Annotated in this window: 19 protein-coding genes; 13 read left to right on the forward strand and 6 right to left on the reverse strand. The window is 73.2% G+C overall.

Annotated features, from left to right (window positions below):
- Positions 1–94: 94 nt before the first annotated feature.
- Entirely contained in the window at positions 95–637 is a 543-nt protein-coding gene (locus tag ACH4J0_RS12490) for a transcriptional regulator (RefSeq protein WP_043481043.1), read from the reverse strand.
- A gap of 83 nt (positions 638–720) precedes the next feature.
- On the opposite strand from ACH4J0_RS12490, the gene ACH4J0_RS12495 reads away from it, so the two are divergent.
- From ACH4J0_RS12495 to ACH4J0_RS12510, 4 genes are all read left to right on the forward strand, one after another.
- Positions 721–2046, forward strand: a complete 1326-nt coding sequence (locus ACH4J0_RS12495) for a M20/M25/M40 family metallo-hydrolase (RefSeq protein ID WP_396239083.1) — start codon at positions 721–723, stop codon at positions 2044–2046.
- Positions 2043–3818, forward strand: coding sequence for a S9 family peptidase (locus tag ACH4J0_RS12500; protein WP_396239085.1), 1776 nt, complete (start codon positions 2043–2045; stop codon positions 3816–3818). The genes ACH4J0_RS12495 and ACH4J0_RS12500 overlap by 4 nt, the downstream gene beginning before the upstream one ends.
- A 476-nt stretch (positions 3819–4294) precedes the next feature.
- Positions 4295–5767 (forward strand): MFS transporter, encoded by a 1473-nt coding sequence (locus tag ACH4J0_RS12505; protein WP_396239087.1) that lies wholly within the window; start codon positions 4295–4297, stop codon positions 5765–5767.
- A 195-nt stretch (positions 5768–5962) separates the two neighbouring features.
- On the forward strand, positions 5963–6556 hold the full coding sequence (locus ACH4J0_RS12510; RefSeq protein WP_396239089.1) for an NADPH-dependent FMN reductase: 594 nt from the start codon (positions 5963–5965) through the stop codon (positions 6554–6556).
- Positions 6557–7080: 524 nt separating this feature from the next.
- On the opposite strand, the gene ACH4J0_RS12515 is transcribed toward ACH4J0_RS12510, so the two are convergent.
- The gene (locus tag ACH4J0_RS12515) at positions 7081–7281 is read right to left on the reverse strand and encodes a peptidoglycan-binding protein (protein ID WP_396239091.1); all 201 of its coding nucleotides are present in this window, start codon (positions 7279–7281) and stop codon (positions 7081–7083) included.
- Positions 7282–7341: 60 nt separating this feature from the next.
- Positions 7342–7491, reverse strand: coding sequence for a hypothetical protein (locus ACH4J0_RS12520; RefSeq protein WP_396239093.1), 150 nt, complete (start codon positions 7489–7491; stop codon positions 7342–7344).
- Positions 7492–7929: 438 nt separating this feature from the next.
- Here ACH4J0_RS12520 and ACH4J0_RS12525 point away from each other — a divergent pair, with 438 nt between their 5' ends.
- The 4 genes from ACH4J0_RS12525 to ACH4J0_RS12540 all read left to right on the forward strand — a co-directional run bounded on the left by ACH4J0_RS12525 (position 7930) and on the right by ACH4J0_RS12540 (position 14224).
- Entirely contained in the window at positions 7930–10227 is a 2298-nt protein-coding gene (locus ACH4J0_RS12525; protein ID WP_396239095.1) for a heavy metal translocating P-type ATPase, read from the forward strand.
- A 336-nt stretch (positions 10228–10563) separates the two neighbouring features.
- On the forward strand, positions 10564–11628 hold the full coding sequence (locus ACH4J0_RS12530) for an iron ABC transporter substrate-binding protein (protein ID WP_396239097.1): 1065 nt from the start codon (positions 10564–10566) through the stop codon (positions 11626–11628).
- Positions 11629–11651: 23 nt separating this feature from the next.
- Entirely contained in the window at positions 11652–13193 is a 1542-nt protein-coding gene (locus tag ACH4J0_RS12535; protein WP_396239099.1) for an ABC transporter permease, read from the forward strand.
- Positions 13190–14224, forward strand: coding sequence for an ABC transporter ATP-binding protein (locus ACH4J0_RS12540; protein WP_396239101.1), 1035 nt, complete (start codon positions 13190–13192; stop codon positions 14222–14224). The genes ACH4J0_RS12535 and ACH4J0_RS12540 overlap by 4 nt, the downstream gene beginning before the upstream one ends.
- Before the next feature lie 138 nt (positions 14225–14362).
- Here the strand turns inward: ACH4J0_RS12540 and ACH4J0_RS12545 are convergent, their stop codons facing one another.
- The 3 genes from ACH4J0_RS12545 to ACH4J0_RS12555 all read right to left on the reverse strand — a co-directional run bounded on the left by ACH4J0_RS12545 (position 14363) and on the right by ACH4J0_RS12555 (position 17711).
- Positions 14363–14743, reverse strand: a complete 381-nt coding sequence (locus ACH4J0_RS12545) for a VOC family protein (RefSeq protein WP_396239103.1) — start codon at positions 14741–14743, stop codon at positions 14363–14365.
- Between the two features lie 109 nt (positions 14744–14852).
- Positions 14853–16640, reverse strand: a complete 1788-nt coding sequence (locus ACH4J0_RS12550; RefSeq protein WP_396239105.1) for a hypothetical protein — start codon at positions 16638–16640, stop codon at positions 14853–14855.
- A 72-nt stretch (positions 16641–16712) separates the two neighbouring features.
- Entirely contained in the window at positions 16713–17711 is a 999-nt protein-coding gene (locus ACH4J0_RS12555; protein ID WP_396239107.1) for a helix-turn-helix domain-containing protein, read from the reverse strand.
- A gap of 354 nt (positions 17712–18065) precedes the next feature.
- Here ACH4J0_RS12555 and ACH4J0_RS12560 point away from each other — a divergent pair, with 354 nt between their 5' ends.
- The 5 genes from ACH4J0_RS12560 (at position 18066) to ACH4J0_RS12580 (ending at position 26466) form a co-directional block, all read left to right on the forward strand.
- Positions 18066–22208 carry a hypothetical protein gene (locus ACH4J0_RS12560; RefSeq protein ID WP_396239109.1) on the forward strand — a complete coding sequence of 1381 codons (4143 nt, stop codon included), beginning with the start codon at positions 18066–18068 and terminating at the stop codon, positions 22206–22208.
- Positions 22209–22306: 98 nt separating this feature from the next.
- Positions 22307–22732, forward strand: a complete 426-nt coding sequence (locus ACH4J0_RS12565; protein WP_396239111.1) for a hypothetical protein — start codon at positions 22307–22309, stop codon at positions 22730–22732.
- Entirely contained in the window at positions 22729–23490 is a 762-nt protein-coding gene (gene grpE / locus ACH4J0_RS12570; protein ID WP_396239113.1) for a nucleotide exchange factor GrpE, read from the forward strand. Before ACH4J0_RS12565 ends, grpE begins: the two co-directional genes overlap by 4 nt.
- Before the next feature lie 31 nt (positions 23491–23521).
- Entirely contained in the window at positions 23522–26116 is a 2595-nt protein-coding gene (locus ACH4J0_RS12575; RefSeq protein WP_396239115.1) for an Hsp70 family protein, read from the forward strand.
- Positions 26113–26466 carry a hypothetical protein gene (locus ACH4J0_RS12580; RefSeq protein WP_396239117.1) on the forward strand — a complete coding sequence of 118 codons (354 nt, stop codon included), beginning with the start codon at positions 26113–26115 and terminating at the stop codon, positions 26464–26466. The genes ACH4J0_RS12575 and ACH4J0_RS12580 overlap by 4 nt, the downstream gene beginning before the upstream one ends.
- The last annotated feature ends 74 nt before the right edge of the window (positions 26467–26540 follow it).

Genomic DNA, 26540 nt, shown 5'->3' on the forward strand with positions numbered 1-26540 from the left:
TTCTGACAAGCAACTGGTGCAATCGTCCTGCCGGCCGCCACGGCGACCCCAGACGCGTCACTCGAATGGTGAATGAGTCAAGCATCGCTCGTGCCTATTGGTCAATCGGGTCTTCGGCACTCTCCCGGGAGTCGGGGTCGGGCTGGGGCCGGGCCGCGAGAGACCACAGGTAGCTCAGCGGCTCGCCGTCGGGTTCGTCGGGGTACTCGGCGATCAGGTCCTGGATCCGGCGGCGCAGTGACTCCACGGACTCGGGCCGCAACCGCAGTACGCCCCGGTTGGCCCCGCGGCCGGAGTCCTTGCCGGCCGCTATCAGTTCGGTGCGATGGGCGCCGAGCACGGCCAGGTCGACCTGCTGGGCCAGACCGGAGTCGTCGGGCGTGATGATCAGGCCCCGGGTGCGCGCGGTCGCGCGGTAGGGGCGCTGCAGCGCGCCGTGCTCCCCGGTGCTGACCGGTTCGGCGACCAGGAAGTCCGTCTTCACCAGGGCACGGACGTGGCGCAGGGTGGTCGCGGGAGCGAGGTCGAGTTCGACCGACAGCTCCTTGTTGGTGAGGGCGCGGTCCAGGCACAGCCTCAGGATGCGCCAGCGGAGGGGATGCCCGAGTGCCTTGAGATCTTCGATCGTCGCTTCCACAACCCGGACTGTACCTTGCCAAACCCCGCTCTGGTTTGCTTGACTGCTATCGATTTCATTCTGTGCAATCGGTTGGAGGGTCTGTGATCGAGCAGCTCCGGGACTGGGTGAGCGCCCAGGATCTGGATCGTGAGCTGGCGGACTGGATCTCCCGGCCGAGCGTGAGCCGGACCGGTGAGGGCATGGCCGAGGCCGCGGCCCACGGTCTGCGCCTGTTACGTGCCTCGGGTCTGCAGGCGCGAGAGGTCGAGACCGGCGGCTGGCCCGCCCTGGTGGGAACGGCGGACGGGCCCGGGCCGCACGTGCTGATCTACGGTCACTACGACGTGCAGCCGGCCGGGCCGCTGGAGCTGTGGACGACGCCGCCGTTCGTGCCGTCGATCCGCAACGGCCGGATGTACGGGCGCGGCACGGGCGACAACAAGGGGCAGCACCTCGCGCAACTGCTGGGGCTTCGTGCCCTGCGGGAGCTCACCGGCGGATTTCCCTGCCGCGTCACGGTGTTGCTCGACGGCGAGGAGGAGATCGGCAGTCCCAACCTGGCCGAGGCGGTGCGCCAGGTCGGTCAGCCCGATCTGGTGATCTGGAGCGACGGGCCCGTGCACGACTCGGGCCGGGCGTGCGTGGTCCTCGGTGTGCGCGGGATCCTGACCTTCGAACTGCGGGCGCGAGGCGCGGACCGGCCGTTGCACTCGGGGAACTGGGGCGGGGTCGCGCCGAACCCGGCGTGGAGGCTGGTGCAGCTGCTGGCCACCATGAGGTCGCCGGACGGGACCGTGACCGTGCCCGGATTCGCCGACGACGTACCGCCGCTGACCGACGGCCAGCTGGCCGCGCTGGCGGACCTGCCGGTCGACGTGGCCGGAGCGCTCGCCTCGATCGGGGCGGCCGACATGGAGCCGCCGGCCGGGCTGGGGTTCCACGAACGCCTGGCCAGACCCACGCTGACGGTGAACTCGTTGAGCTGCGAGGACTCCGGCGATCATCGCGCGGTGATCCCCGACGTCGCGATCGCCCGGTGCGAGGCCCGGCTGGTCGGCGGCCAGACACCGGAGCAGGTCGCCGAGGCCATCCGGCGCCACGTCGCCAGGTACGCCCCCGATGTCGAGTTCGTGCCGGACGCGGCGATGGCGCCGTCCACCACGCTGCCCGAGACCCCTTATACGGCGACGATCCTGAAGGCGGTCGAGGACGTGCTCGGGCAACGGCCGCTGCTGGTCCCCTCACTCGGCGGAAGCCTGCCGATCGCCGTGCTCAGCGACGGGCTCTCCTGCCCCTGCTACGGCGTGCCGCTGGCCAACGTCGACGAGGCCAACCACGCGGCCGACGAGAACCTCGAACTCGACCGGTTCCGTCACGGGATCGTCGCCGCGGCGACGATCCAGCTCGCACTGGCGGCGCACTCATGACCGTCTGGGGGGCCTGGCCCGCGAAGGAGGGCTTCGCGTACGTCAGCGACGAGTGCGGTCGGCCGCAGCCCTGGTTCCAGACCTGGGCGGGGGAGCGGCGGATGTTCCCGGTCGACGGCGCGGTCACCCGGCTGGCATGGCGGCCCGACGGGACACGCCTGCTCGTCGTGACGGACGTGACCGGCGGCCAGGACTACCGGCTGGCCGAACTCGACCCGGACACGGGCGAGTTGGAGTGGATAGCGACGGAACCCGGGATCCGGCGCGAGATAGGCGTGCCGTACTCGAGCGCGAGCCAGCCCTACAGCCCGGACGGCCGACTGCTCGCGTACGCGACCAGCGCGCGCGACGCCACCTGTCTCGACGTCTACGTGCGGGACCTGACGACCGGCGCCTCCCGGATGGTCCTGGAGGGCGATGACCGGTACGTGCCGGTCTGCTTCTCGCCGGACTCCCGCCACCTGCTCGTCCTGAAGTTCCACCAGAACACCGACCAGGACCTGTTCGCCTGCGACCTCGTGACCGGCCTCACCCGGCACCTCACCCCGCACGAGGGCCCGGCGAAGTACCAGCCGGGCGGCTGGAACGAGGACGGCATCTACGTGTGCACCACCGAGGGCCGCGACTTCCTCGGCGTCGCCCTGCTCGTCCCCGGCCGGCCGCTGAAGTGGATCGCCACACCGGACACCGACGTGGAGAACGTGATCGTGGGCCCGCAGGTCGTCTGGGCCGTGCCCCAGGACCAGCGCACACTGCTGTGCACGTCGGAGACCACGCTCGAACTGCCCGGGTTCGCCTCCCAGCCGTTCGGCTACGACGGCTTCGTGCCGCGGTTCGCCGAAGGCCGTCTGCTCGCCCAGGTCGGCGCCGGCGACCGGGCGACCGAGTTCTTCCTGGCGGACCTCGCGTCCGGCCGCACGCACCGGCTCACCGACTTCGGCGGCGAACTGCCGGACGACCTCGTCGCACCGGAAACGGTCTGGTTCACCGCGGCGGACGGACTGGAGATATCGGGCCTGCTGTACCGCCCCCGTTCGACGGCCGGTCCCGTCCCCGCGGTGCTGACCATCCACGGCGGTCCGGAGTGGGCCGCGCTGCCGGTCCACGACCCGTTGATCCAGCGGCTGGTGCGCGCCGGATTCGCCGTGCTGGCACCGAACGTGCGTGGCTCGACCGGGCGGGGGCTGGCCTACCAGCGGCTGATCTACCGCGACTGGGGACGCGGCGACCTGGCCGATTTCGAGGCCGCCGCACGGTTCCTGCGAAGCCTGGACTGGGTGGACGGCGAGCGCCTCGGCGTCCACGGGATGTCCTACGGCGGGTTCGCGGCGCTCAGCTGCCTGACGAGGCTGCCGCACCACTGGGGGGCCGGTGTCGCGATCTGCGGGCCGGCGGACCTCGAATCGGACGTCCGGGCCCTGCCACCGACGTGGAACAGACGGGTCGTGGAGTGGATCGGGGACGTCGACGACCCGCAGGACCTGGCGAGACTGAGGGCGGCGAGTCCGCTGACCCATGTGGCGAACACCCGGGCACCGCTGCTGCTGGCACACGCGGAAGGCGACACCACGGTCGTCATCAGCGGCACCGAGCAGCTCTACCGGACACTGACCGAACTCGGCAAGACCGTGCGGTTCATCCGCCTTTCCCGCGGTCACCTTCCGGACGACCGGGAGGAAAGGGACGACCTCGACGCCGCTGTCGTGCAATGGTTCCGCGACTACCTCGGGCCGCGCCCCAACGGCGCGGAAACGACCGGCGAACACCAATAGCCGGACTGTGAAAAACCTCGGCCCCGCCGACGGAACACGGCTAGGGTTGAATGCCGCGCAAAGCAACGGGTCAAGAATTCCGAACCGGCCGCCGGAAAACCGGCGTAGCCACCCCGCACCGAAAACGACCGAGGGGTACGCAGTCATGGCGCAATGCGGAGCGGACCGTCGAAGAAAGCCGTGCGCGGTGCACCCGCCGGTCGAATTCCGCTGACCGGAACCGAATATTCCACCGGCCCCCTCACGCACGGTCGAGCGTGGCGCCTCCGGGCCGAACCGCCGGCCCCTTCGAATCTCGATTCCTCCTACCCAAGGCGCACCCATGAGACGCGGCACAAGCATCGAAGCAGACACATCCGGCGCCTAATCGGCCGGCACGAGCACGACCACCGGGGCGCTGTCGATCGCCACCGGCCTGTCCTGCTCCCTGCGTCACTGATCAACACCCGAAAAACCCAGAAGGGATAGGCACACAAATGCCTCCTGCAGTCGCCGGCGCCGGGGCGCCGCCCCGTCGACGCCTCGGCTTGATCCTGGCACTGCTGGCTTTCGCCCAGTGCATCTACGCCATTGACTACAGCATCGTTTTCGTGGCATTGCCCGAGATCCGTACCGGTGTCGGCTTCTCCGCGCAGAACCTCCAGTGGGTCGTCAGCGCCTACGCGGTCGCCTTCGGCGGCTTCCTGCTCCTCGGCGGCCGTGCGGCGGACCTCTTCGGCCGCCGCCGGATGTTCGCCTTCGGCCTGTTCCTCTACGCGGCCTCCTCGCTCGCCGGAGCGCTCGCGGGCGACCCGACGACCCTGATCGTCGCGCGCGCCGTGCAGGGCATCGGCGGCGCCTTCCTCGCCCCCGCGACGCTCTCCCTGGTCACCACGACCTTCGCCGAAGGCCCCGAGCGCAACCGCGCCCTGGCGATCTGGGGCGGTGCCGGCGGTAGCGGCATGATCCTCGGCTCGCTGCTCGGCGGTGTGCTGACGGGCGCCTTCGGCTGGGCGTCGATCTTCTACGCCAACGTCCCGCTCGCCGGCGGCGCCATGCTGCTCACCTTCGTCATCATCCCGAAGGACAGCGACCAGGGAACCTCCGGGCGCAAGTTCGACCTGCCCGGTGCGCTGACCGCGACCATCGGTTCGACGCTGCTGGTGTTCACCCTCGTCCAGGGACCGGTGTCGGGCTGGACCTCGCCGACGATCCTGATCACCGCGGCCATCGCGGTGATCGTCCTCGCGGCGTTCTTCACCATCGAGGGCCGCGGCCGCGACCCGCTGCTGCCGCTGCGCCTGTTCCGCAACCGCAACCTGAGCACCGGCTCGGTCGTCACCTTCATCTTCATGGGGACGTTCGGTGCGCTGCCCTACTTCTACACCCTCTACTTCCAGAGCGTGCACGGCTACTCCGCGACGAGGAGCGGTCTGGCCTTCCTCGTGCCGTGTGTCGGGGTGCTCATCGGCAACCTGTCCGGCGGGAAGCTGGCCACCCGCTTCGGGGTGCGCGCCACGCTGATCGGCGCGCTCCTGACGGGTGTGGTCGGCACCGTGGCCTTCGCCTTCTCCGTCTCGCCGAGCGGCACGTACCTGGAGTTCGTCCCGGGCGTGCTCGTCCTGAGCCTCGGTCAGGGCACGGTGTTCACCGCGATGTACGCGGCGGCGACCACCGGCGTCGCGGCGGAGGACCAGGGCATCGCCTCGGGTGTCGCGTCCACCGGCCAGCAGGTCGGTGCCGCGGTCGGTCTCGCCGTCCTGGTGGCGATCGCCAACTCCGGTCACGAGGGACTGACCGGCGAGGCGCTGCGCGTGGCCACCTCCGACGGTGTACGCACGGCCATGTGGGCCAGCGTGGTCGGCATGGTGGCGATCGTGCTGGTCGCGCTGAACTTCAGGCGCAGCACGGCGGTCCCGGCCGCCGAGGTGTCCGAGAAGCAGGACGACGTGGCGTCGTCGGCTGTCTGACCTCCTGACATGAATAAGTAAAAGCACGGGCGGGGGGGGGGGGGGGGGGGGGGGGGGCGGCGGCCCCGCCCGCCCCCCCCCCCCCCCCCCCCCCCGCCCCGCACCCTGACCGCACCGCCGTACGGACCCGCACCACCCCGAAGACCGCACCGCGAACACCCTCAGGCAGCCGAACAGAGAAGGAGGCGCAACTCCATGGACCAGATCGTGAACGTGGTCGGTGTCGGCGGTTCGAGCCGACCCGGATCAACCGCCGAGCAGGCCCTGCGGGTGGTACTGGACGCGGCGCAACGACGCGGCGCGGCAGTGCAGCTGATCAGCGGCCCCGCCCTGGCCATGCCGCTGTACGACCCCCGGCACGGCGCCACCGCACCGCAGGCCAGACGGCTCCTGGCAGCCGTCGCCGGCGCCGACGCCCTCGTGCTCGCCAGCCCCGCCTACCACGGCGGGATATCCGGCCTGGTGAAGAACGCCCTGGACCACGTCGAGGAACTGCGCGAGGACATACGGCCCTACTTCAGCGAACGGGCCGTGGGGTGCGTGGCGGTCGCCAACGGCTGGCAGGGCGCCGTCTCCACACTGGCCGCGCTGCGCGACGTGACCCACGCGCTGCGCGGCTGGCCCACACCGCTGGGCGCCGCGATCAACACGTCGGCGGCGCGCTTCTCACCCGCCGGAGCCTGCATGGACGCCCACGTCCAGGGACAGCTGGAGGAAATGGCGGCGCAGGTCGTCGAGTTCGCCACCATGCGCGCCCTCGCGACGTCCAGGGCGCAAAGCGCCCGGTGACCGTCACCGCCGCCCGCCGCACACCCGACTTCACGGCCCGGCGGTGAGGAAGTCGGTCAGGGCGAGTGGAAGACCGGGTGGTCGTCGTGGTGGACCGGCAGGACACAGCGGGGGCTGAGCAGCAACGCGGCCCCGGCCCCTGGCCGCCGTCCACGGTGAGCGCCAGCCCGGCGATCCGGGTCCCGTCGAGGCGCAGGACACCGAGGTCGCGGGCGGGGCCGGTCCCCGGATTCGCCGAACTCGAGCATCGTGCGGCGTGATGTGCGACGTGGCGGCCGGGCCAAGGAGGTGACCCGCGGCGGCTGTCGGCCCGGGCGCGGCGGTCGAAGTGCTCTCGTGCAGGGGGACGGGACGACCGCGGTGAGGGCGGGTTCGGTGCGGCGGGGGGGGGGGGGGGGGGGGGGGGGGGGGGGGGGGGGGCGCCGCCCCCCCCCCCCCCCCCCACGCTCGGGTGGTCAGGCCGAGACGTGGTACCAGTAGCCGCCGGTGCGCAGGGTGACGTAGTGGACGTTGGAGCCCGTTTCCTAAGTGGTGGGGATGTACTGCCAGCAGTAGGCGTCGTAGCTGCCGACGTAGTACGGGTCGCCCTCCCCGACGATCATGTCTCCGGTGAGCGGGCCGACGATGCCGTCGACCTGGAGCTTCTGGCCGCCGTCGTAGGCGTCGGTCTGCAGCCACTCGACGGCCGCCTTGGTCTGCGGGCCCCAGATGCCGTCCTCCGCCAACAGGGCGGGGTGGTCGGTCTTGGTGGTGATGCTCAGGAAGTGGTTGAGGTTGTGCTGGACTCACCACACGGCGTGACCGTTGTTGGCATAGCCGTCACCGAGAGTCGGGGCGCTGGGGCTGGCGCTAGCGGGGCCGGCCAGGGTGAGGAGGGCGGCGCCGGCGACGGCGGTCGCAGTGGCGGCCTTGGCGATACGCGACTTGAGGCTCACGTGGGTGTCCCTTCCAGGGAGCGGTCTCGGGTGTCGGCTCGTCATCACCGAGCCGCGGCAGAACTGTGCCCCACTCAGTTGTCCGACCATCAGGCCGATTTGCCGTCCCACCTGCGGTGAAACGCGTCTCACCCGCCGCGGGACGCGCCCCATGGCGCCGACCTGCGCCATGAGACAGGCGTTTCCATCTGGGTGTGAGACCCGTGAGATCTCTGTGACGGAACATGCGCTTTCCCGGGACCGGTCCGGCCGTGCCCGGTGCAGGCGGGGACACAGTGAAACTTACCCACTGGGGGTATAGTCCAGGGCTTGCGACTGCTACCCCCGGGGGGTATAAATGAACCCGGCACCGTCCGGTACCCCCCAAGGGTATGAAGGGTCCGGTCGCGGACGTACCTCGCACGAACCTCGAAGTACCGACTGTCACGAGGAGCAACGATGACCACGCAGGCACCCGTCTCCACGGAGGTGGAACTCTCGATCGGCGGAATGACGTGCGCCTCGTGCGCGGCCCGCATCGAGAAGAAGCTCAACCGCATGGACGGCGTCTCGGCCAGCGTCAACTACGCCACCGAGAAGGCGAAGGTCACCTTCGAGGGCGAGGTGGAGGTCGCCGACCTGATCGCCACCGTCGAGGCCACCGGCTACACCGCCGCCCTGCCCGAGCCCCCGGCCACCGCGGGCGGATCCGCCGACCAGGCCGAGGCCGTCGACGAACTGGCCCCGCTGCGCCGGCGGCTGTTCACCGCGCTGGCCCTGGCCGTCCCGGTGATCGCCATGGCGATGGTGCCGGCCCTCCAGTTCGACAACTGGCAGTGGCTCTCGCTGACCCTCGCCGCCCCGGTCGTCACCTATGCCGCCTGGCCGTTCCACAGGGCCGCCTTCACCAACGCCCGGCACGGCGCCGCGACGATGGACACCCTGGTCTCGCTCGGTACGGGCGCCGCGTTCCTGTGGTCGCTGTGGGCGCTGTTCTTCGGCGACGCCGGGATGCCGGGCATGCGCCACGGCTTCGAGTTCACCATCGCCCGCAGCGACGGCGCCTCCGACATCTACCTGGAGGCGGCGGCCGGCGTCACCGCCTTCATCCTGGCCGGGCGCTACTTCGAGGCCCGCTCCAAGCGCACCGCCGGAGCCGCTCTCAAGGCGCTGCTCGAACTGGGCGCCAAGGACGTGACGGTGCTGCGCAACGAGGGGAACGGGCGCGAAGCGCCCTCGGACAAGGGTGGCGGTGGGCGACGGGCGGGAGTCGAGGTGCGGATCCCGATCGCCGAACTCGCCGTGGGCGACCGCTTCGTGGTCCGGCCGGGCGAGAAGATCGCCACCGACGGCACCGTGGTCGAAGGTGCCTCGGCCGTCGACGCCTCCATGCTGACCGGCGAGTCGGTGCCGGTCGAAGTCGGCGTCGGCGACAGCGTCACCGGTGCGACCGTCAACGCGGGCGGCCGGCTGGTCGTCGAGGCGACCCGGGTCGGCGCGGACACCCAGCTGTCCCGGATGGCCAAGCTGGTCGAGGACGCGCAGAACGGCAAGGCCGCCGCCCAGCGCCTCGCCGACCGGATCTCCGCCGTCTTCGTGCCGATCGTCATCACCCTCGCCGTCGCCACCCTCGGCTACTGGCTGGGCACCGGCGAGGGCTGGACCGCCGCCTTCACGGCGGCCGTGGCCGTGCTGATCATCGCCTGCCCGTGTGCCCTGGGCCTGGCCACCCCGACCGCCCTCATGGTCGGCACCGGCCGCGGCGCCCAGCTCGGCATCCTGATCAAGGGCCCCGAGGTGCTGGAGACCACCCGCAAGGTCGACACCATCGTCCTGGACAAGACCGGCACCGTCACCACCGGCCAGATGACCCTGCTCGGCGTGCACACCGCCGAGGGCGTCACCGAGACCGAGGTGCTGCGCCTGGCCGGCGCCCTGGAGCACGCCTCCGAGCACCCGATCGCCCGGGCCATCGCCACGGCCGCCGCCAAGGCCGGCGAACTGCCCGCCGTCGAGGGCTTCGAGAACGTGCCGGGCCTGGGCGTCCAGGGCGTGGTGGACGGCCACGCGGTGGTGGCCGGCCGGGAGGCGCTGCTCAACGAGTGGTCGCAGTACCTGCCGGAGTCCCTGGCCGAGGCCAGGCGCAAGGCCGAGTCGGCCGGCCGCACCGCGATCGCGGTCGGCTGGGACGGCGAGGCGCGGGCCGTGCTGGAGGTCGCCGACGCGGTCAAGCCGACCAGCGCCGAGGCCATCGCCAGGCTGCGCGCCCTGGGCCTGACCCCGGTGCTGCTCACCGGTGACAACACGCTGGTCGCCGAGGCGGTCGCCGCCGAGGTCGGCATCAGGCCGGAGCACGTGATCGCCGAGGTCATGCCGCAGGACAAGGTCGACACCGTCAAGCGGCTCCAGGCCGCGGGCCGGGTGGTGGCGATGGTCGGCGACGGCGTCAACGACGCGGCCGCGCTCGCCCAGGCCGACCTGGGCCTGGCCATGGGCACCGGCACCGACGCCGCGATCGAGGCGGGCGACCTGACCCTGGTGCGCGGCGACCTGCTGGCCGCGGCGGACGCCATCCGGCTGTCCCGCAAGACCCTCGGCACCATCAGGAGCAACCTGTTCTGGGCGTTCGGCTACAACGTCGCCGCCCTGCCGCTGGCGGCGGCCGGGATGCTCAACCCGATGATCGCGGGGGCGGCCATGGCCTTCTCCTCGGTCTTCGTGGTCGGCAACAGCCTGCGGCTACGCCGGTTCCGCTGAGCCGCCCTTCTCGACCGGGCCGAGGCCCCGGCATCGGTTCCAGGGCCTCGGTGTGTTCCGGGCCCGTCCGGTAGTCGTTACGCACGGTGGTGGTGGTCCGTGGGCGGAAGCGGACCGCTCCATCCTGTTCTGACCGGTACTTGGCGGGTGTTTTGCCTGTACTTGGGGCAGTGTTCACCGAAGCCCTACCCCGCCGCGACCGGACCGAGATGTGACGCTCCGAAACTTGTTAGGCAAGCCTTTCCTGTCCTAGGTTCTCGTGCCGTCAGGCCGGTGCCCTGCTCACACGGCAGGTCCGTACGGCCGACCCCCGCCACCCTCGGAGGAACCCACACCATGCCCGGAACCGTCCGGCCCCTCGCCGCCCTGTCCCTCCTCGGCGTCTGCGCGCTCGCCCTCACCGCCTGCGGCAGCTCGGGCGGCAGTGCGGACGGCGCGTCCGCCGGGGCCTCCGGCGCGGCGGTGGCGGGCCAGACCATCACCGTCTACAGCGGCCAGCACGAGCAGACCGTCAAGGCCCTGACCGAGGACTTCACCAAGCGCACCGGCATCAAGGTCGACCTGCGCTCCGGCGACGAGGCCGAGCTGGCCAACCAGATCCTCCAGGAGGGCGACGCCTCCCCGGCCGACGTCTTCTACGCCGAGAACCCGCCCGCGCTCACCGTCCTCGGTGACAAGGGCCTGCTCGCCAAGGTCGCCGCCGACACCCTCAAGTCCGTGCCGGCGGAGGACAGTTCGGGCCGGGGCGACTGGGTCGGCGTCTCCGCCCGGACCTCCGCCTTCCTCGCGGCCACCGGCAAGGCCGCCGACACCGCGCCGCCCGCCTCCGTGCTCGACCTCGCCAAGCCCGAGTGGAAGGGGCGCCTGGGCATCGCCCCCAGCGAGACCGACTTCGCCCCGGTCGTCACCCAGGTCCTCAAGGCCAAGGGCGAGGACGCCGCCAAGCAGTGGCTCAAGGGCCTCAAGGACAACGCCAAGGTCTACGACAGCAACGAGACCCTCTCCGCCGCCATCAACAGCGGCGAGGTCGAAGGCGGCGTCATCGACCACTACTACTTCTACCGGATGCGCGACGAGAAGGGCGCCGCCGGAACTCGTGCGACGCCGCACTACTTCCCCAAGGGCGACCCGGGCTCGCTGGTGGACGTCTCCGGCGCCGCCGTCCTCAAGCACGGCAAGCACCAGGCCGCCGCTCAGGCCTTCCTCGGCTACCTCGCCTCCGCCCCCGCGCAGACCGTCATCGCCAACTCGGCCAGCTACGAGTACCCGCTGGTCACCGGCGTGCAGGGCAAGCCCGAGCTGCCCGCCCTGGACACCATCGGCACCGTCGCCGACCCGGCCCAGCTCGGCGACGGCAAGCAGGCCCTGGGCCTGCTCCAGGACGCCGGTCTGCTCCAGTGACGACTCCTGTGCGGACGGCTCCCGTGGTCCGGTCGCGGTGGCCATGGGGGCCCACCGGCCTGCTCGCCCCCTTCGCCGTCGCCGTCGTCGCGGTCGTCGCCTCGCCGCTCGGCTTCGTCATCGCCCAGGCCGCCCAAGCCGGCTGGGACCAGACCCGGCGGTTGCTCGGCCGTCCGCTGATCGCCACCCTGCTCTGGCACACCCTGAGCCTGGCCGCCGCCGTCACCCTCGCGACCGCAGTCCTCGGCTTCGGCGCCGCCTACCTGGTCGAGCGCACCACCCTGCCCGGCCGCCGCGCCTGGACCGTCGCGCTCGCCCTGCCGCTCGCCGTACCGGAGTTCGTGCGCGGCTACTCCTGGGTCTCGCTGTTCCGGTCCGTCCACGGCTACTGGGGCGCGGTGCTGGTGATGACCTGCTCGCTGTACCCGCTGGTGTTCCTCCCGGTCGCGGCCGCCCTGCGGCGCGGCGACGCCGCCGCCGAAGAGGTGTCCCGCTCCCTCGGCCGCGGCCGGCTCGCCACCCTGTGGCGGGTCACCCTCCCGCTCACCCGGCCCGCGCTCGCCGGCGGCGTGCTGCTCGTCTCGCTCTACCTGCTCGGCGAGTACGGCGCCTTCGCGATGCTGCGCTACACCACCTTCGCCACCGCCGTGTTCACCCAGTACAAGCTCGGCTTCGACGCGGCCTCCGCCTCCCTGCTCACCCTGGTGCTGGTCGCGCTCGCCCTGCTGCTGGTCACCCTGGAGGCCTGGGCCGGCCGCCAGGCGCGCGTCACCCGGCACGGCGCCCTCGCCCGGCCCGCACCGCCCGTACGCCTCGGCGGCTGGACCGTCCCGGCGCTCGTCGTGCTCGCCGCAGTGGTCGGCGTCTCGCTCGGGGTACCGCTCTACGCGCTCACCTACTGGCTGGTCAAGGGCAGCTCCACCACCCTGCCCTCCGCCTCCGTCCTCGGCGCCACCCTGGCCACCCTCGGGTACGCGCTCGGCGCGGCCCTCGTCGCCACCCTCGCCGCCGTGCCGGTCGCCCTGTACGGCTGGCGGCGCGGCACCCGGCCGGCCCGGGCCGTCGAGCGGGTCGCCTACCTCACCCGCGCCCTGCCCGGCATCGCGGTCGCCCTCTCGGTGGTCTTCTTCGCCGTCCGCTGGGCCCAACCCCTGTACCAGCAGCCGCCGATGCTCGTCCTCGGGTACGTCCTGCTGTTCTTCCCCCTGGCGCTGACCGCCGTGCGCGCCGCCCTGGCCCAGGTGCCGCCCGGTGTCGAGGAGGCCGCCCGTTCGCTCGGCACCCGGCCGCTCGCCGTCCTCGGCCGGATCACCCTCCCGCTGGTGCTGCCCGGACTCGGCGCCGCCGTCGCCATGGTCGGCCTCACCGCCTCCACCGAGCTGACCGCGACCCTGCTGCTGCGCCCCACCGGCACCCAGACCCTGGCCACCCAGTTCTGGGTCTACACCAGCGGCCTCGCCTACGGGGCGGCCGCGCCGTACGCGGCCCTGATGGTCGCGCTGTCCGTGCCCTCCGTCCTGCTGCTGACCCGCCGTACCCTCGGCCGTCCTGGGGAGAACCAGTGACCGGACTGTCCGTCGTCGACCTCCACGCCGCCCACGGGCGCAGCCCGGTCCTGCACGGCATCGACCTGCACGTTCCGGACGGTGCCCTCGCCTGCGTCCTCGGCCCCTCCGGCTGCGGGAAGTCCACTCTGCTGCGCGTACTGGCCGGCTTCCACCCGGCGGCCGCCGGGCGGGTCTCGCTGCACGGACGCGTCCTGGACGACGGCCGCAGCCGGCTCGCCGCCGAACACCGGGGCATCGGCCTCGTCCCCCAGGACGGCGCGCTCTTCCCGCACCTGAGCGTCGCCGCCAACATCGGCTTCGGCCTGCCGCGCTCCCAGCGCCGCGCCCGGGTCGGCGAACTGCTCGACCTGGTCGGCCTGCCCGGCCTCGGCGAACGCCGCCCGCACCAGCTCTCCGGCGGCCAGCAGCAACGCGTCGCGCTCGCCCGGGCACTCGCACCCCGGCCCCGACTCCTGCTCCTCGACGAACCCTTCGCCGCCCTCGACGCCGCCCTGCGCGCCGAACTGCGCCGCGAAGTCGCCGCCACCCTGCGGCAGTCCGGCACCACGGCGGTCCTCGTCACCCACGACCAGGACGAGGCCCTCTCCTTCGCCGACACCATCGCCGTCCTGCGCAACGGCCGGATCGCCCAGTCCGGCACCCCGCACGAGCTCTACCACCGCCCGGCGGACGCGACGGTCGCCACCGTCCTCGGCGAGGCCAACCTGATCCCCGCGAAGGTTGCGGAAGGCGAGGCCCACACCCCCTTCGGCCCCCTCCCACCGGCCACCCCCGACACCGCCGACGGAAGCGCGCTCGCCCTGCTCCGCCCCGGCCAGCTCCGCCTCACCGCCGACCCGGTGGACGGTTCCGCCCCGGCCAAGGTCATCGGCAGCGACTTCCGCGGCCACGACCACCGCGTCGAACTCCGCCCCGAAGCCCCCGGACTGCCGGACGTATTGATCGCCTCCGCGGACCGCCCGTGGTCCGTCGGTACCGAGGCCCACGTGAGCGCCCTCGGTCCGGTGCACCTGCTGCCGGAGGCCTGAGCGGCCGGGGTGTCGTCGCGCGGAACCGGCGCGGGCGATGCCGCCGCTCGGGGTGGAGACGATCACGGCCCGGCGGCCGGCCCGGTAGCGGCCGACGTCCGTGGGGGACTTCCGGAGACCCGACGGCCGCGCGCTCCGTCAGAGCGGGTTGAGGCGCGCCTTGAGCAGGCAGAACTCGTTGCCCTCGGGATCGGCGAGCACGTGCCAGGACTCCTCGCCGGTCTGGCCGATGTCGGCCGGGCGCGCGCCGAGCTCCAGGAGGCGTTCGAGCTCGGCCTCCTGGTCGCGGTCGGTGGCGTTGACGTCGATGTGCAGGCGGGACTTGCCAGGCTCCGGCTCGTCCCGGCGGCTGAGGAAGATCGTCGGCTGCGCGCCGCCGAAGCCCTCGCGCGGCCCGATCTCGATGCTGCCGTCGTCCTCGCGGCCGAGCACCACGAAGTCCAGGACCTCGCACCAGAACCGCGCCAGCACCTCGGGTTCGCGGCAGGCGAGGACGAGTTCGCCGATGCGACATGCCATGGGACGGGACCTGCTCTCGGTCGGAAGTACGGCCGCGAGCGACGGTGCAGGGTGGGAAGGAGCGGAGGCGAGGGGTTTTTCCCGCCTCGCGGCAGGTGCCGCGTCCGGCCTACTCCTCCGGCAGCTCCACCGCCTGCCAGCGGTAGGCAGCGTCCTCCTGCCACACCTGCAGCTCGCCCTCCACCACCGCGGCCAGGCACAGCCGCCAGTCGTCCCCCATGGTGAGCGCGACCCGGGTGGCGGGCCGCAGGGTGGGCCGCCACCAGCGCGGGCGCCGGGAGGCGCCACCCGCCGGGAGCCGCAGCCGTACGCCGCCCGCGCCGGCCAGGGCGATGGTGGGCCCGCCGCGGTGGCCGACCATGGCGATGCCGAGGGAGGGTTCGCCGTCGCCGATCTCCGTGCCGGTGCCGGAGGTGCCGAGGGTGTGGAGCTGGACGGAGCCGTCCGCGCGCAGGGTGGCGGCCTGCGGGCCGGCGGAGGCGCGGGCGAGTGCTCCGGCGCGCAGGGCGCCGGGCGGGCCGAGCGGGACGGGCGGTTCGCCGGATCCGGGCCGCCAGCTGAGCACCCGTTCGCGGTGCTCGACCAGGAGCAGCCAGGCGCCGGGCCGTTCCTCCTCGGCGGCGACCACCCGGTCGGCGGGGCAGCCGGGGTGTTCCTGGCCGGTGAGTGTGAGGCCGGGGGCCCAGCGGTAGGAGCGCAGGGCGCCGGCGGCGGCGGTCCACACGGTGAGTTCGCCGGCCGCGCCGACGGCCCCGGCGAGGCCGTTGACGCCGCGGGCCGCCTCCCACCAGCCGGTCGCGGTGCCGACCCAGAGGGTGCCGGAGCGGTCCTCGGCGCAGACCACCAGTTCCCCCTGGCGGCCCGCCCAGCCCGCCGCCAACTCCCTTACGGCCCCGGGGCCCTGGCCGGCGGGCAGCCGGTGGCCGGCGCGTCCGGGGCCGGCGAGGGCGGTGCCGTCGGCGCCGCCGGTGACCACCAGCGGCCGGCCGGTCCGGTCGGGCAGGACGGCCAGGCCCGCGGTGCGTGCCACCGGGCGGTGGGCGCGCAGGAGTTCGCGGCCCCGGGCGGCCCAGGGGCCGAGCGGGGCGGGGCGGCGCTCGGGTTCGCGGGCGAGCGGTTCGCAGGCCCAGCGGGCGAGTTCCTCGCCGTAGCCGGCGGCCAGCAGTTCGGCGCGGGCCTGTTCGGCGGCGAGCCGGTGGTCGAGCCGGCCGTGGTCGGGCAGCAGCAGGGTGCGGGCGAGGGTGCCGACCGCGAACAGGTCCTTGGCGGTGGTCGGGAAGCCGCCGACCTGCTCGGCCTCCGGCGGGACGTGGCCGGGGGTGAACACCGCGACGGTGAGGGTGTGGTCGAGCGGGGCGAGGAAGGTCAGGTCGATCAGCTTGACCAGGCCTTGGGCGTCGACCAGGACGTTGGCGGGGGAGATGTCGCGGTGCACCCAGCGCTTGCGGTGCAGGTCGTCGACGATCCGGCAGAGCCGGGCCAGCACGTCGGCCACCGCGGTCGGTCCGCCGCGCTGGCCGCGGGCCCAGGTGTGCAGCGGCACGCCCTCGACCCAGGGCGAGATCTGGTAGCCGAGCAACCCGCCGGAGGGCACCGTGCCGGGCCGGTGCGGGGAGGGGCCGAGCAGGAAGCTGGGCACCACCAGGTCGGTGACGCCGAGCCGGTGGGCGTTGTGCGACACGTCGTCCCAGCGGCCGAGCCAGCGCCGGACCTCGGACGGGTCCCGCTCCAGCATGATCTTCGCGGCGACGAGTTCCTTGATCCCGTTGTGCCCGGTGCGCACGGCCCGCCACACCTCGGCCTCGCCGCCCCGGTGGTGGAACTCCAGCAGTTCGTACTGTTCGGGGTCGAACTCCGGCCCGAAGCGGAGCCCGGGCACCCAACGAGACTCGGACACTCGACCGTTCCTGATTCTGTAGTAGAACTATCAGCAATCCCGACCTTTCGGCCGGAATGGTCCGTACCGGTGTCACCGCAACGTGGTGTCCTGATGACGGTCTCGCGCTTCCTTCCGCTGCTGCGGCACTGCGCCACCTGCCCGCCCACCCGTGGCCTTGCGCCTGTGGGCGGTGGCGCGGGTCCTCCGGTTGGCTCCGCGCGGTTTCGACGCTTGTGCGTCCGGGGCTCCGGCCACTCCGGTACCCGTGGTGCGGGCCGACGCGAGGTCGGCGAGGTTGCGGTCCGCGTTCTCGTCCCGATCCATGACCGGGCCGCAGGCGTCGCAGGTGAACACTCGGACGTCGTGGTGAACAGGGTTCGGCACGTACCTGACCACACCGGTGCTGTCGGCCATCACCGCCAGGCACTTCACGCCCAGGTCCACGCCCACCGCGACATCGGGCCGCATCGCCACCCGCTCGTTCTTCACGACCTCGACCCGGAAGGAGACGAACCAGCGGCCCCGCTCGGACCGCACGGTCGCCGACAGAATGCGTGCCGTGCCGTTGCGAGTCCGTCGTTCGAGTTTGCGCGTTGACTCGTGGGTACGGATCGTCCCGAGCCGAGGAGGCGTCACATGCCGCCGGTCCGCCTCGACTCGGATGGCACCGGTCGTGAACCTGCACGACAGTCGGGCCCTGTGCTTCGACTTCCGGCGCGGCATCCCCACCAGCCCGCCCTTGCGCCGTCCACGTTTGGACTTCGTGTAGTTGTCGAACGCGGCGGCGGCGTTCGCCGGACCGGTGGAGTACGCCTCCTTCGAGTTCTCCTCCCACCAGTCGGCGAACCGGGGGTCGGTCTTCTTGACCTCGTTGAACGTCTTTCGCAGAGCGGGCAGCGACCACGGCCGCCACGCGGTCAGCTCGGCCTCGGGGATGCCATAGGACTCTTCAGCCTTTCGTTGCCACCACGATGCCTTGACCCATGACACCGCCCAGTTGTACGCAGCGCGAGCGGCGCCGCAATGCGACCGCAACCGACCGTCCTGCTCGGCGTTCGGGTCGAGCGCGAAACGGTATGCCTGGAGCACGTACCCAGGACGCTCCTCAAACTTCCGCACGACCCCCCCAGCCAGAGCCGGATCAGCAACATCCCGGACCATACCGGACAGCACTGACAATCAGTCCAAACGGTCGAATCGCTATGACTCGCCCAGAGAGGTGGAGCAGTGATCACCTTCTCCCGACGCTTCTCACCGCTGTGGACGCGCAGCTGCGGAGCGGCCTGCGCCTGCTCAGGATAGTGCTCATTTCTGTTCGTCTGCCCGGAGGAGGGCCTATTCTGATGGGCGCCCGAGCAACATCACGAAACAACGTCAACTCATGGTCGTACGGGGAATGTTGATCATGGAGTGGGACGCTCTCGAAGCGCAGGGGGACGGTGCATGGCGCAGCTCGCGGTGCTGCTGATCATCGTGGCACTGGCCGGTGTGGCCGCAGTGGTGCTCGCCCGCAGGCGAACCACCCTGGACGCGGCCGGAGTCGCCAAGGCCCTCGGCGCGGCCGCCGAGCAGCTCGCGGCCGGCAAGGCCGCGCAGGCCCGCCGCCGCTACGCCCGACTGGCCCGCCAACTGGCCACGGGGCCCGAGGAACTGCGCGCCCAGCGCGGCCTCGCCCTGCTCGGCCAGGCCGAGGCCACCATCCCCACCGGCGACCAGCGGGCCACCCTCGCCCTGCACCGCGAGGCCTTCCCGCTGCTCACCGACCCGGCCCGCCAACTGCCCCGGTGGAGCCTGCGCCGCCTCGCCGAGGAACGGATGCAGGACCCGGACGGCGACCTCGGACCGGTCCTCGTCCTCCTCCAGGCCACCGCCACCGGCGCCGAACCCGGCGAGGAGGCCGAAGCCGCCGCCCGCGCCCGCCAGTGGCTGCACCAGCTGTGCCGCGACGGCAGCCCCGAGCAGCGCGACCACGCCACCGTCCGGGCCATGGCCGCGCTCCCAGGCCAGGACTGGCCGGTGCTCGCCCGCGCGGCCCTGCTGCGCGCCACCGACCGGGCCGCCGAGGCCGAACCGCTGCTCGCCGCGGCCGCCCCCGCCGGCAGCGGCGAACTCTGGTTCCGCTGGGGCGCCCAGCTGTTCACCCTGCACCGGGACGAACCCGCCGTCGCCGCCTTCGACGAGGCCCTGCGCCGCGGCCCCGGCGAGCCCTCCCCGTGGGGCCGCGGCCCGGCACTGCGCACCGACAGCCTGCTCTTCCGCGGCCTCGCCCGGCAGCGGCTCGGCGCCACCGACGCCGCCTGGGCCGACCTCGCCGCGGCGGCCGGGGAGAGCCCGGGCGACCCGCGCCCCCGCTACGCCCTCGGTCGGCTCGCCCTGCTGCTCGGAGCCGACGACCAGGCCCGGGAGCAGTTCACCGCCGCGCTGACCGTCCAACCCTCCTTCGCCCCGGCCCGGTTCGGCCTCGCCCTGGTCCACGAACGGGCCCAGCGGCACGCCGAGGCCGCCGCCGACTACCGCACCGGCCTCGGCCAGGCCCCTGACTGGCGCCCCGCCCGGGTCCGGCTCGGCGCCGCCCTGACCGCCGCCGGGCAGGCCGCCGAGGCCGAACCGATCCTGCGCGCCGAGGCCGACGAGCGGCCGGACTCCCGCTGGAGCCGGATCGCCGCCTACCACCACGGCCTCGCCCTCGCCCGCACCGACGACCCGGCCGGCGCCCTCGCCCGCTGGGAGCCCCTGGACGACCCCGAACTGAACGACCGCCAGGCCCTCGCCCGCGATCGGCTCGCCCGCACCCTGCTGGCCACCGACCCGGCCGCCGCCCGCGCACTCTGGGAGCGGGCCGCCGCCGAACACCCCGCCGCCCCCGGCTACCGCCTCGCCCTGCGCGAGGCGGCCCTGCGCGAGGCCGCCCACCTGCTGATCACCGGCCGCGACCGCCCCGAGGCCCGCGAAGCGGCCGCCGCCGCGCTCGCCCTGGCCGACACCCTGCCCGGCGCGCTCACCCACCGGCAGGCCCGGCTGCGCGCCGCGCTCGCGCTCGCCGCGGGCTCCGCCGACCAGGTCACCCCCCTGCTCGACGCCGCTGCCGGGCTCCGCGACCGCTACCACCTGGCCGCCGTCGCCCTGCTCGCGGGCCGGCCGGTCCAGACCATCGCCCTGCTCGGCCCGCTCGACCCCGACCCGGCCGGGGACCCGGCACTCGCCCGGCTGCGCGCCCTGCTCGCCGAGCGGGCGGGCAACTGGGGTACGGCGCTGGACTGGTACCGGCACTTCCTGAGCGCGGGTACGGCGCCCGCGCCCGCGCCCGCGCCCGCGCCCGAGCCTGCCGCCGCCGCCCGCGCCGCCGATCCCGCCGGGGACTGCGCCGTCTGCGCCCGCCCCGCCACCGGCGCCTGCGGCGGCTGCGGCCGCGAGGCCTGCGCCGACCACCTGCACGCCCCCGGTGAGGCCGCCCCGCCGCGCTGCATACGCTGCGCCGGCCCGGCCCTGCGCGCCGTACTGGACTGCGCCCGCCGGGCCGGTACCCCCGAACAGGCCGAACCCGTTCTGGCCGCCTGGGCCGAGGCGCTCGGTGACAGCGCCGCCGCCGCGTCCGTACGGCTCGACCTCGCGCTGCTGCGCGCCGAACTCGGCCGCCTGGACGAGGCCCTGGCCGACCTGCCCGCGGAGGCCGGCGCCGCCCGGGCCGCCGTACTGGTCCGCCGGGCCGGCGCCGCCCTCGCCGCCGAGCGGCCCGGCCACGCGGCCGGTGACCTGCGCCAGGCGCTGATCCTGGCGCCCGACCACCCGCAGGCCGCCGGGGCGCTGGTGTTGCTGGGCGAGCACGAGGCCCACCAGCACGCCGCCGAGGGCCGCCACCGGGAGGCGTACCAGGCCTACCGAGAGCTGCTGCTCGAGGACCCGGCCCACCCCCGGCTGCTGCACGCGCTCGGCTTGGCCGGTTACCGGTATGCGGCGGCCGCCGAAGCGCCGGACGAGCAGGTCTGGGCCTGGACGGTCGGCTGCCTGGTCGCCGCCCTGCACCGCGAGGAGCTGTGGGCGGAGACCGCCCGGATCACCGGCCGCCCGGCCGAACCGCAGCGGATGGCCGCCGCCCGTACCGCGCTCTCCGACCGCCTCCGCGAGGACCTTCGCGCCCTCGACCGGGCCGCCGGGCGCAGCGGCGACGAGGTCACCGCCTGGACGCTGCGCCTGGGCATGGAGGCCCACGCCGCGGACGCCTTCGCCCAGGAGGACGTCCGGATCACCCTGCCGGGCCGCCCGGCGCGCCGCCTGGTCGTCGGCCCCGTACTGGACGGGCTGCTGCGCACCGAGCCCGGAACCACCGCCTGGGCCGAGGCCTTCGAGCAGGCCGTACGGGCCTGGCGGCGCCCCGCGGGCCCCGACGCGCCCGCGCTCACCCGGGCCCTCGCCCTGTTCGGCACGCTCGGCCCCCAGCAGTACCTGCACCTCCAGGGCCGCGAGGCCGCGGCCGTGGCCGCGCTGGACACGGTGGCCGAGGGCGAGCGCGACGCGGCCTGGGAGGCGCTGCTCCGCGCGGCGCTGGTCAACCAGGCCCGTGAGCACCACCGCAACCAGGACTGGCGCGAGGCGCTGGACTGCCTCACCCGGGCCCGGACCGTGCCCGGCGTCGTGCTGCCGGCCGACACGGCCCGGATCGCGGCCGAGTCCGGCGTCCGGGCCGCCCGCGCACTGCTGAAGAACACCGTGGACGACCAGGCGGGCGCGGCCGAACTGCTGGAGAAGGCGTACGCGCTGGCCCCGGACGACCCCGAGGTGCGCGGCGACCTCGGCGCGACCTACGCCCAGTGGGCTCGCAAGATCAACAACGAGGAGAAGGACTACCCGCGCGCCCTCGACCTGCTCGCCAAGAGCCTCGAACTCGCCCCCGGCGACCCGACCGCCAAGCACTTCCTCCAGGCGGCCCTCGGCAACCGGGCCGGCCAGCTCAGCCGCGTCGACGCCTCCGACGAGGAGCTGACCGAGGCCGTCGGACTGTGGAAGCAGCTGATCGACCTCAGCGACGACCCGGAGCACCGGCACGGCATGGCCTTCGTGCTGCGCCAGCTCGCCCGCTCCGCCGCCTTCGCCGACGACCGCGCCCGCGCCAGCGGCAACATGATCCAGGCACTGCTCTGGGACCCGGAGTGGGAGGGCGATGCCGGAAGGGAGGCCGACCGCCGGATCTCGGTGATGCTCGCCAACCACGTCATCGACAACATGCAGGACGAACCGTTCGAGGCCCAGGCCGCCATGCTCCAGAAGGCCATGTCCTACGACGACTCGACCGACATCCGCCGGCTGATGGTCAGCGTCTGGCGCGGCGAGGCGATCAGCCACTTCGAGGCCCGCCGCTACGCCGTCGCGGTCAGTCTGCTGGAGGATGCGCTCCAACTGGCCGCCAGCCCGGCGGACAACACCAAGCTGCACAGTGAACTCGCGGTGGTCTACAGCTCCATGGCCGTCGCCGAGGCCAACGCCCGCCAGTACCACCTGGCCCAGGCGGCGATCGCCAGGGCCGTCTCGCACAACCCGCGCGATCGTGAGCTGCGCGCCCTGCAGCAGCGCATCGCGAAGCTCAACTGAACGCAACCGCCCGACGAACGGCGCCGTCGGAACAGCCGGAACAGCCGGAACGAAGAGCGCACGTGAATCCCGAGCCGTGAGGAGCGAGACCACCCGCCATGCCACTGCACGAACCGTCGCCGTACGAGGTCCTGGGCATCCCGCTCACAGCCGGGGTGCGCGAGATCAACCTCTCGGTCGGGAAGGCGCTGAAGGCGGGCCGGTTCAGCCGCCAGCAGATCCAGGACGCCGCGGCGCTGCTGCGCAACCCGGACCGCCGCCTGGAGGTGGACCTCCAGCAGCCGCTGCCGCCCGAGCCGGTCGACCAGGCCGCCGACCTGCTGGCCCCCGCGCTCGCCGAACCGCTGCTGGTGATCGAGCGCCCCGGACTGCCCCCGGCCCCGGCCCTGCTCGCCCTGCACCGGGCCGAGGCGGCCGCCGACTTCGCCGAGCCCGCCCCCGGCGGCGCCGACCCCGAACCGCCCGTCCCCGCCCGCTACGCGGCCGACCTGTCCGTACTGCCGCAGATCGAGGTCCCGGAATGACCGACGCACCGACCGCATCCCTGCTCGACGGCCACCGGCCGCTGGAGATCCCGCCGGGGGTCGAGTCCGTCGACCTGGAGGCCAAGTTCACCCAACTGCTCTTCCGGGCATCACTGCTGGGGAACAAGCTGGCCGAGCAGAAGCAGCAGGCCCGGGCCGCGCAGCGGGAGCTGCTGGGCGTCCTGGTCGAGGTGGACGACGCGCTCGCCGCGCTCGGGCTCGACCGCGAGCTGGTCGCGCACGGTCGCGGCGCGGGGCTGGAGGCCACCCGCCGGCGGCTGCTCGGCCGGCTGGCCAGGGCCGGGGTGAAGCCGATGCGGCTGGAGGGGCTGGCGGCGGACCCCGCGCTGACCGAGATCGTCGGCACCGAGGTGCGGCCGGGGGTGGCGCCGGAGACGGTGGTGCAGACGGTGGTGACCGGGTTCTTCTGGGAGCAGGAGGTGCTGCGCCGGGCCCAAGTGGTCGTCGCCGCACCGGAGTCGGCGCTCCCACCGGCCGAGGACCCCCGGATCGGGCTGATCGGATCCGAGCGGCCCGAGCAGGTCGCGCAGCCCGAGCAGGCCGAGGAGCTGGAGAAGCCCGAGGAGCTGGAGAAGCCCGGGGAACCGGACGCCGTCGCGACCGGGTCCGCGCCCGTACCCGAGCCCGAGCCCGAGCCCGAGCCCGTCGAGGCCCCGGCCAGGCCGGTCCCGCCCAGGGCCCGTCGCCAGGCCAAGGCGCCGGGCCGGCCGGCCAAGCGGGCCAAGCGCAAGAAGTAGCCAGGACCACGAGGGGCAAGAGGGGAACGACATGTACCGCACACTCGGCATCGACCTGGGCACCACCAACTCGGTGGTGGCCCACCTGCGCCGGGGCGAGCCGGAGATCATCTTCAACCGGCAGAACCAGGAGGCCACGCCCTCCGTGGTCGGCAGCGGCCGCAAGGGCGAGCTGCTGGTGGGCTCGACCGCGCGCAGCCGGATCGCCATCGACGGCGCCAACGTGATCCGCTCGGTCAAGCGCTTCATGGGCCGCAAGTTCAAGGACCCGCAGGTGCAGGCGGCCCTCAAGGAGGTCGACTACAAGGTCACCGCGGGCACCGACGGGGATGTCAACGTCTGGTTCAACGGCCGCTCCTACACCCCGATCGAGATCTCCGCGATCATCCTGCACCGGCTCAAGCAGGACGCCGAGCAGCGCCTCGGCGAGCCCTTCCACCGGGCCGTCATCACCGTCCCCGCCTACTTCGGGGAGCGGCAGGTCGCCGCCACCCAGGAGGCGGGCCGGATGGCCGGCCTGCACGTGCTGCGGATCATCAACGAGCCGACGGCCGCCGCGCTCGCGTACGGGCTCGCCAGCGAGGCCGGAGACGAGGGCCGCACCGTCCTGGTGTACGACCTCGGCGGCGGCACCTTCGACATCTCCATCCTGCTGCTGGTTCCCGGTTCGGTCTCGGTGCTCGGCATCGAGGGCGACAACCTGCTGGGCGGCGACGACTTCGACCGCGCGATCACCACCGCGCTGCTGGAGGACATCCGCGAGGAGTACGGCTCCGACTACCAGCCCGACCTGCGCGACCGCCCGAAGATCGCCTCCACGGCCGAGACGGTCAAGATCGAGCTCTCCAACCAGCAGTCCTCCGAGGTGATCCTGCCCGGCCTCGGCGCCGGACAGCTGGTGCTGGAGACGGAGTTCGAGCGGGCCCGCTTCGAGGAGCTGATCGAGGCCCAGATCGAGCGGACCATCGAGCTGACCCACAAGGCCATCATGCAGGCCAACCTGACCGTCGGGGACATCGACGAGGTGGTGCTGGTCGGCGGCTCGACCTCGATCCCGCTGGTCGAGCGGCGGCTCGGCGAGGTGTTCGGCACCCGCCGGATCAAGCGCGGCGTCAACCCGATGCAGTGCGTGGCGCTCGGCGCGGCCGTGCAGTCCGCGCTGGTCGGCGAGGTGGAGTGCCCCGAGTGCAGGGCCCCCGGGGACCTCTCGGCCTCCAACTGCGCCAACTGCGCCACCTCCCTGCTCGGCGGCGACCGGGTCTCCTGCCCGACCTGCCACATCCCGGTGGACGCCGAGGCCCCGGCCTGCCCCAAGTGCGGCCAGGACATGGCCGCTTCGGCCACGGCCACGGCCGGAGCCGGAGCCGGAGCCGGGACGGCCATCCCGAAGCAGTCCCAGGCCGCCACCGTGGTGCGCGGCGACAACTGCCCGCGCTGCGGCACCCCGGCCGCCCCCGGCGTCACCGCCTGCGAACTGTGCGGCGAGTCGCTCAACTCGGCCGCCCCCGGCCACACCAAGGTGGCCTCCACCGCGGCCGAGGACGTCGGCCTGCGCTGCGCCTCCTGCTCCAGGGTGAACCCGCCCGGCAGTGAAGTCTGCGCCGGCTGCGGGGAGTTGATGCAGGTCACCAACCCCTTCGACATCACCCCGAAGAACCTCGGCATCGAGCTCAACGACGGCCGGCTGGCCGTCATCATTCCCAAGAACACCAGCTACCCGACCAGTTCGCCGGTCAGCCGGGAGTTCGTGGTCTCCGGCAGCGGCCGCCAGCGGCTGGAGATCGCGGTGTACGAGGGTGAGCACGAGATCGCCCAGCAGAACGAGCTGATCGGTCACCTCACCCTGCGCCTGCCGGAGGGTCTCGGCGGCCGCACCCCGGTCGAGGTCTCCTTCGGCCTCGACCGCGACCGCACCATCACCCTGTCGGTGCGGATCCAGGGCGGTGCCGAGAAGACCGTCAAGCTGGAACGGGTCACCCTCGACCCGGAACTGAAGGTCCAGGTCGAGGAGCAGCAGCGGCAGATCGAGACCTTCACCGACCGCTGGGGCGGCGAGCTCACCGAGGCCGAGATGCGCGAGGCCCAGCGGCTGATGGACACCCTGGACGACCTGGCGGCCGGGCAGACCCGCGGCCAGTCCGTGGACGAGGCGCTGGAGCGGGCGCAGCGCCAGCTCAAGGCCCAGCGCTGGGTGCGCGGTTCGGAGGCGTACCTGAGCCTGTTCATCCACTACTGCGAGAAGCACCTCGACCCGAGCGACCTCGACCGGCTGCGCTCGGTGGCCGCCGAGCTGCGGCTGCGCCGGGAGGCGGCCGACTGGGAGGGCGCGATGCGCGCGGCCCAGAGGGCGGACGAGCTGTGCGACTCGCTCGGGCACACCTTCCGGATGCTCACCATGTGCAACGTCTACGTGAGCCAGAACATGATCTCGCCGGCCCTGTCCCAGCGGATCATGGCGGAGCTGCGCGGGCTGGACGACGCGGTGGAGGCGCCCAACATGGAGGCGGTCAACACCCACATGTCGAACCTGCTGGCCCTGTACGCGCAGGCGCAGCGGGAGCTCGGCAGCGAGCCGGCGGCCGAGTCGCTCGGTCCGGTCCGTCCGGAGGAGGCGGGTCCGCGATGAGTGCCGCGACGAGTGCCGCGACGGGTGCCGTGACGTCCCTGGACGTGCTGTGCCCGCTGTGCAAGGTGCCGGCGGACCGGGAGACGCTGGGCTGCCCGTCCTGCCGGGAGGATCTCGGCGTGCTGTTCCGGCTGCGTTACGCCGCTCGGATCGACTACAACCGGGCGCTGGAGGCCCTGGCGGCGGGTGACGGGGGGTTGGCGCTCGGGTTGCTGCACCGTGCGGTGGTGGCGGAACCGGGGCTGGAACCGGCCCGGGAGCTGCTGGAATCACTGAGCGTGTCCGGGTCTGCGGGGTCGGCGCCGGGGTCGGCGCCGGCGGCGTCGGAGCGCGACACGCCCTCTGGGTGACCAATCCGGACGCTCCCGGCCTGCCTTCGCGTTCGATCGGTGCGAGTGTGATCGTCACACGGACGTCTGCTTCC

This window comes from Kitasatospora sp. NPDC017646 (genome assembly GCF_044329365.1).
In the GTDB taxonomy this organism is placed as follows: Bacteria; Actinomycetota; Actinomycetes; order Streptomycetales; family Streptomycetaceae; genus Kitasatospora.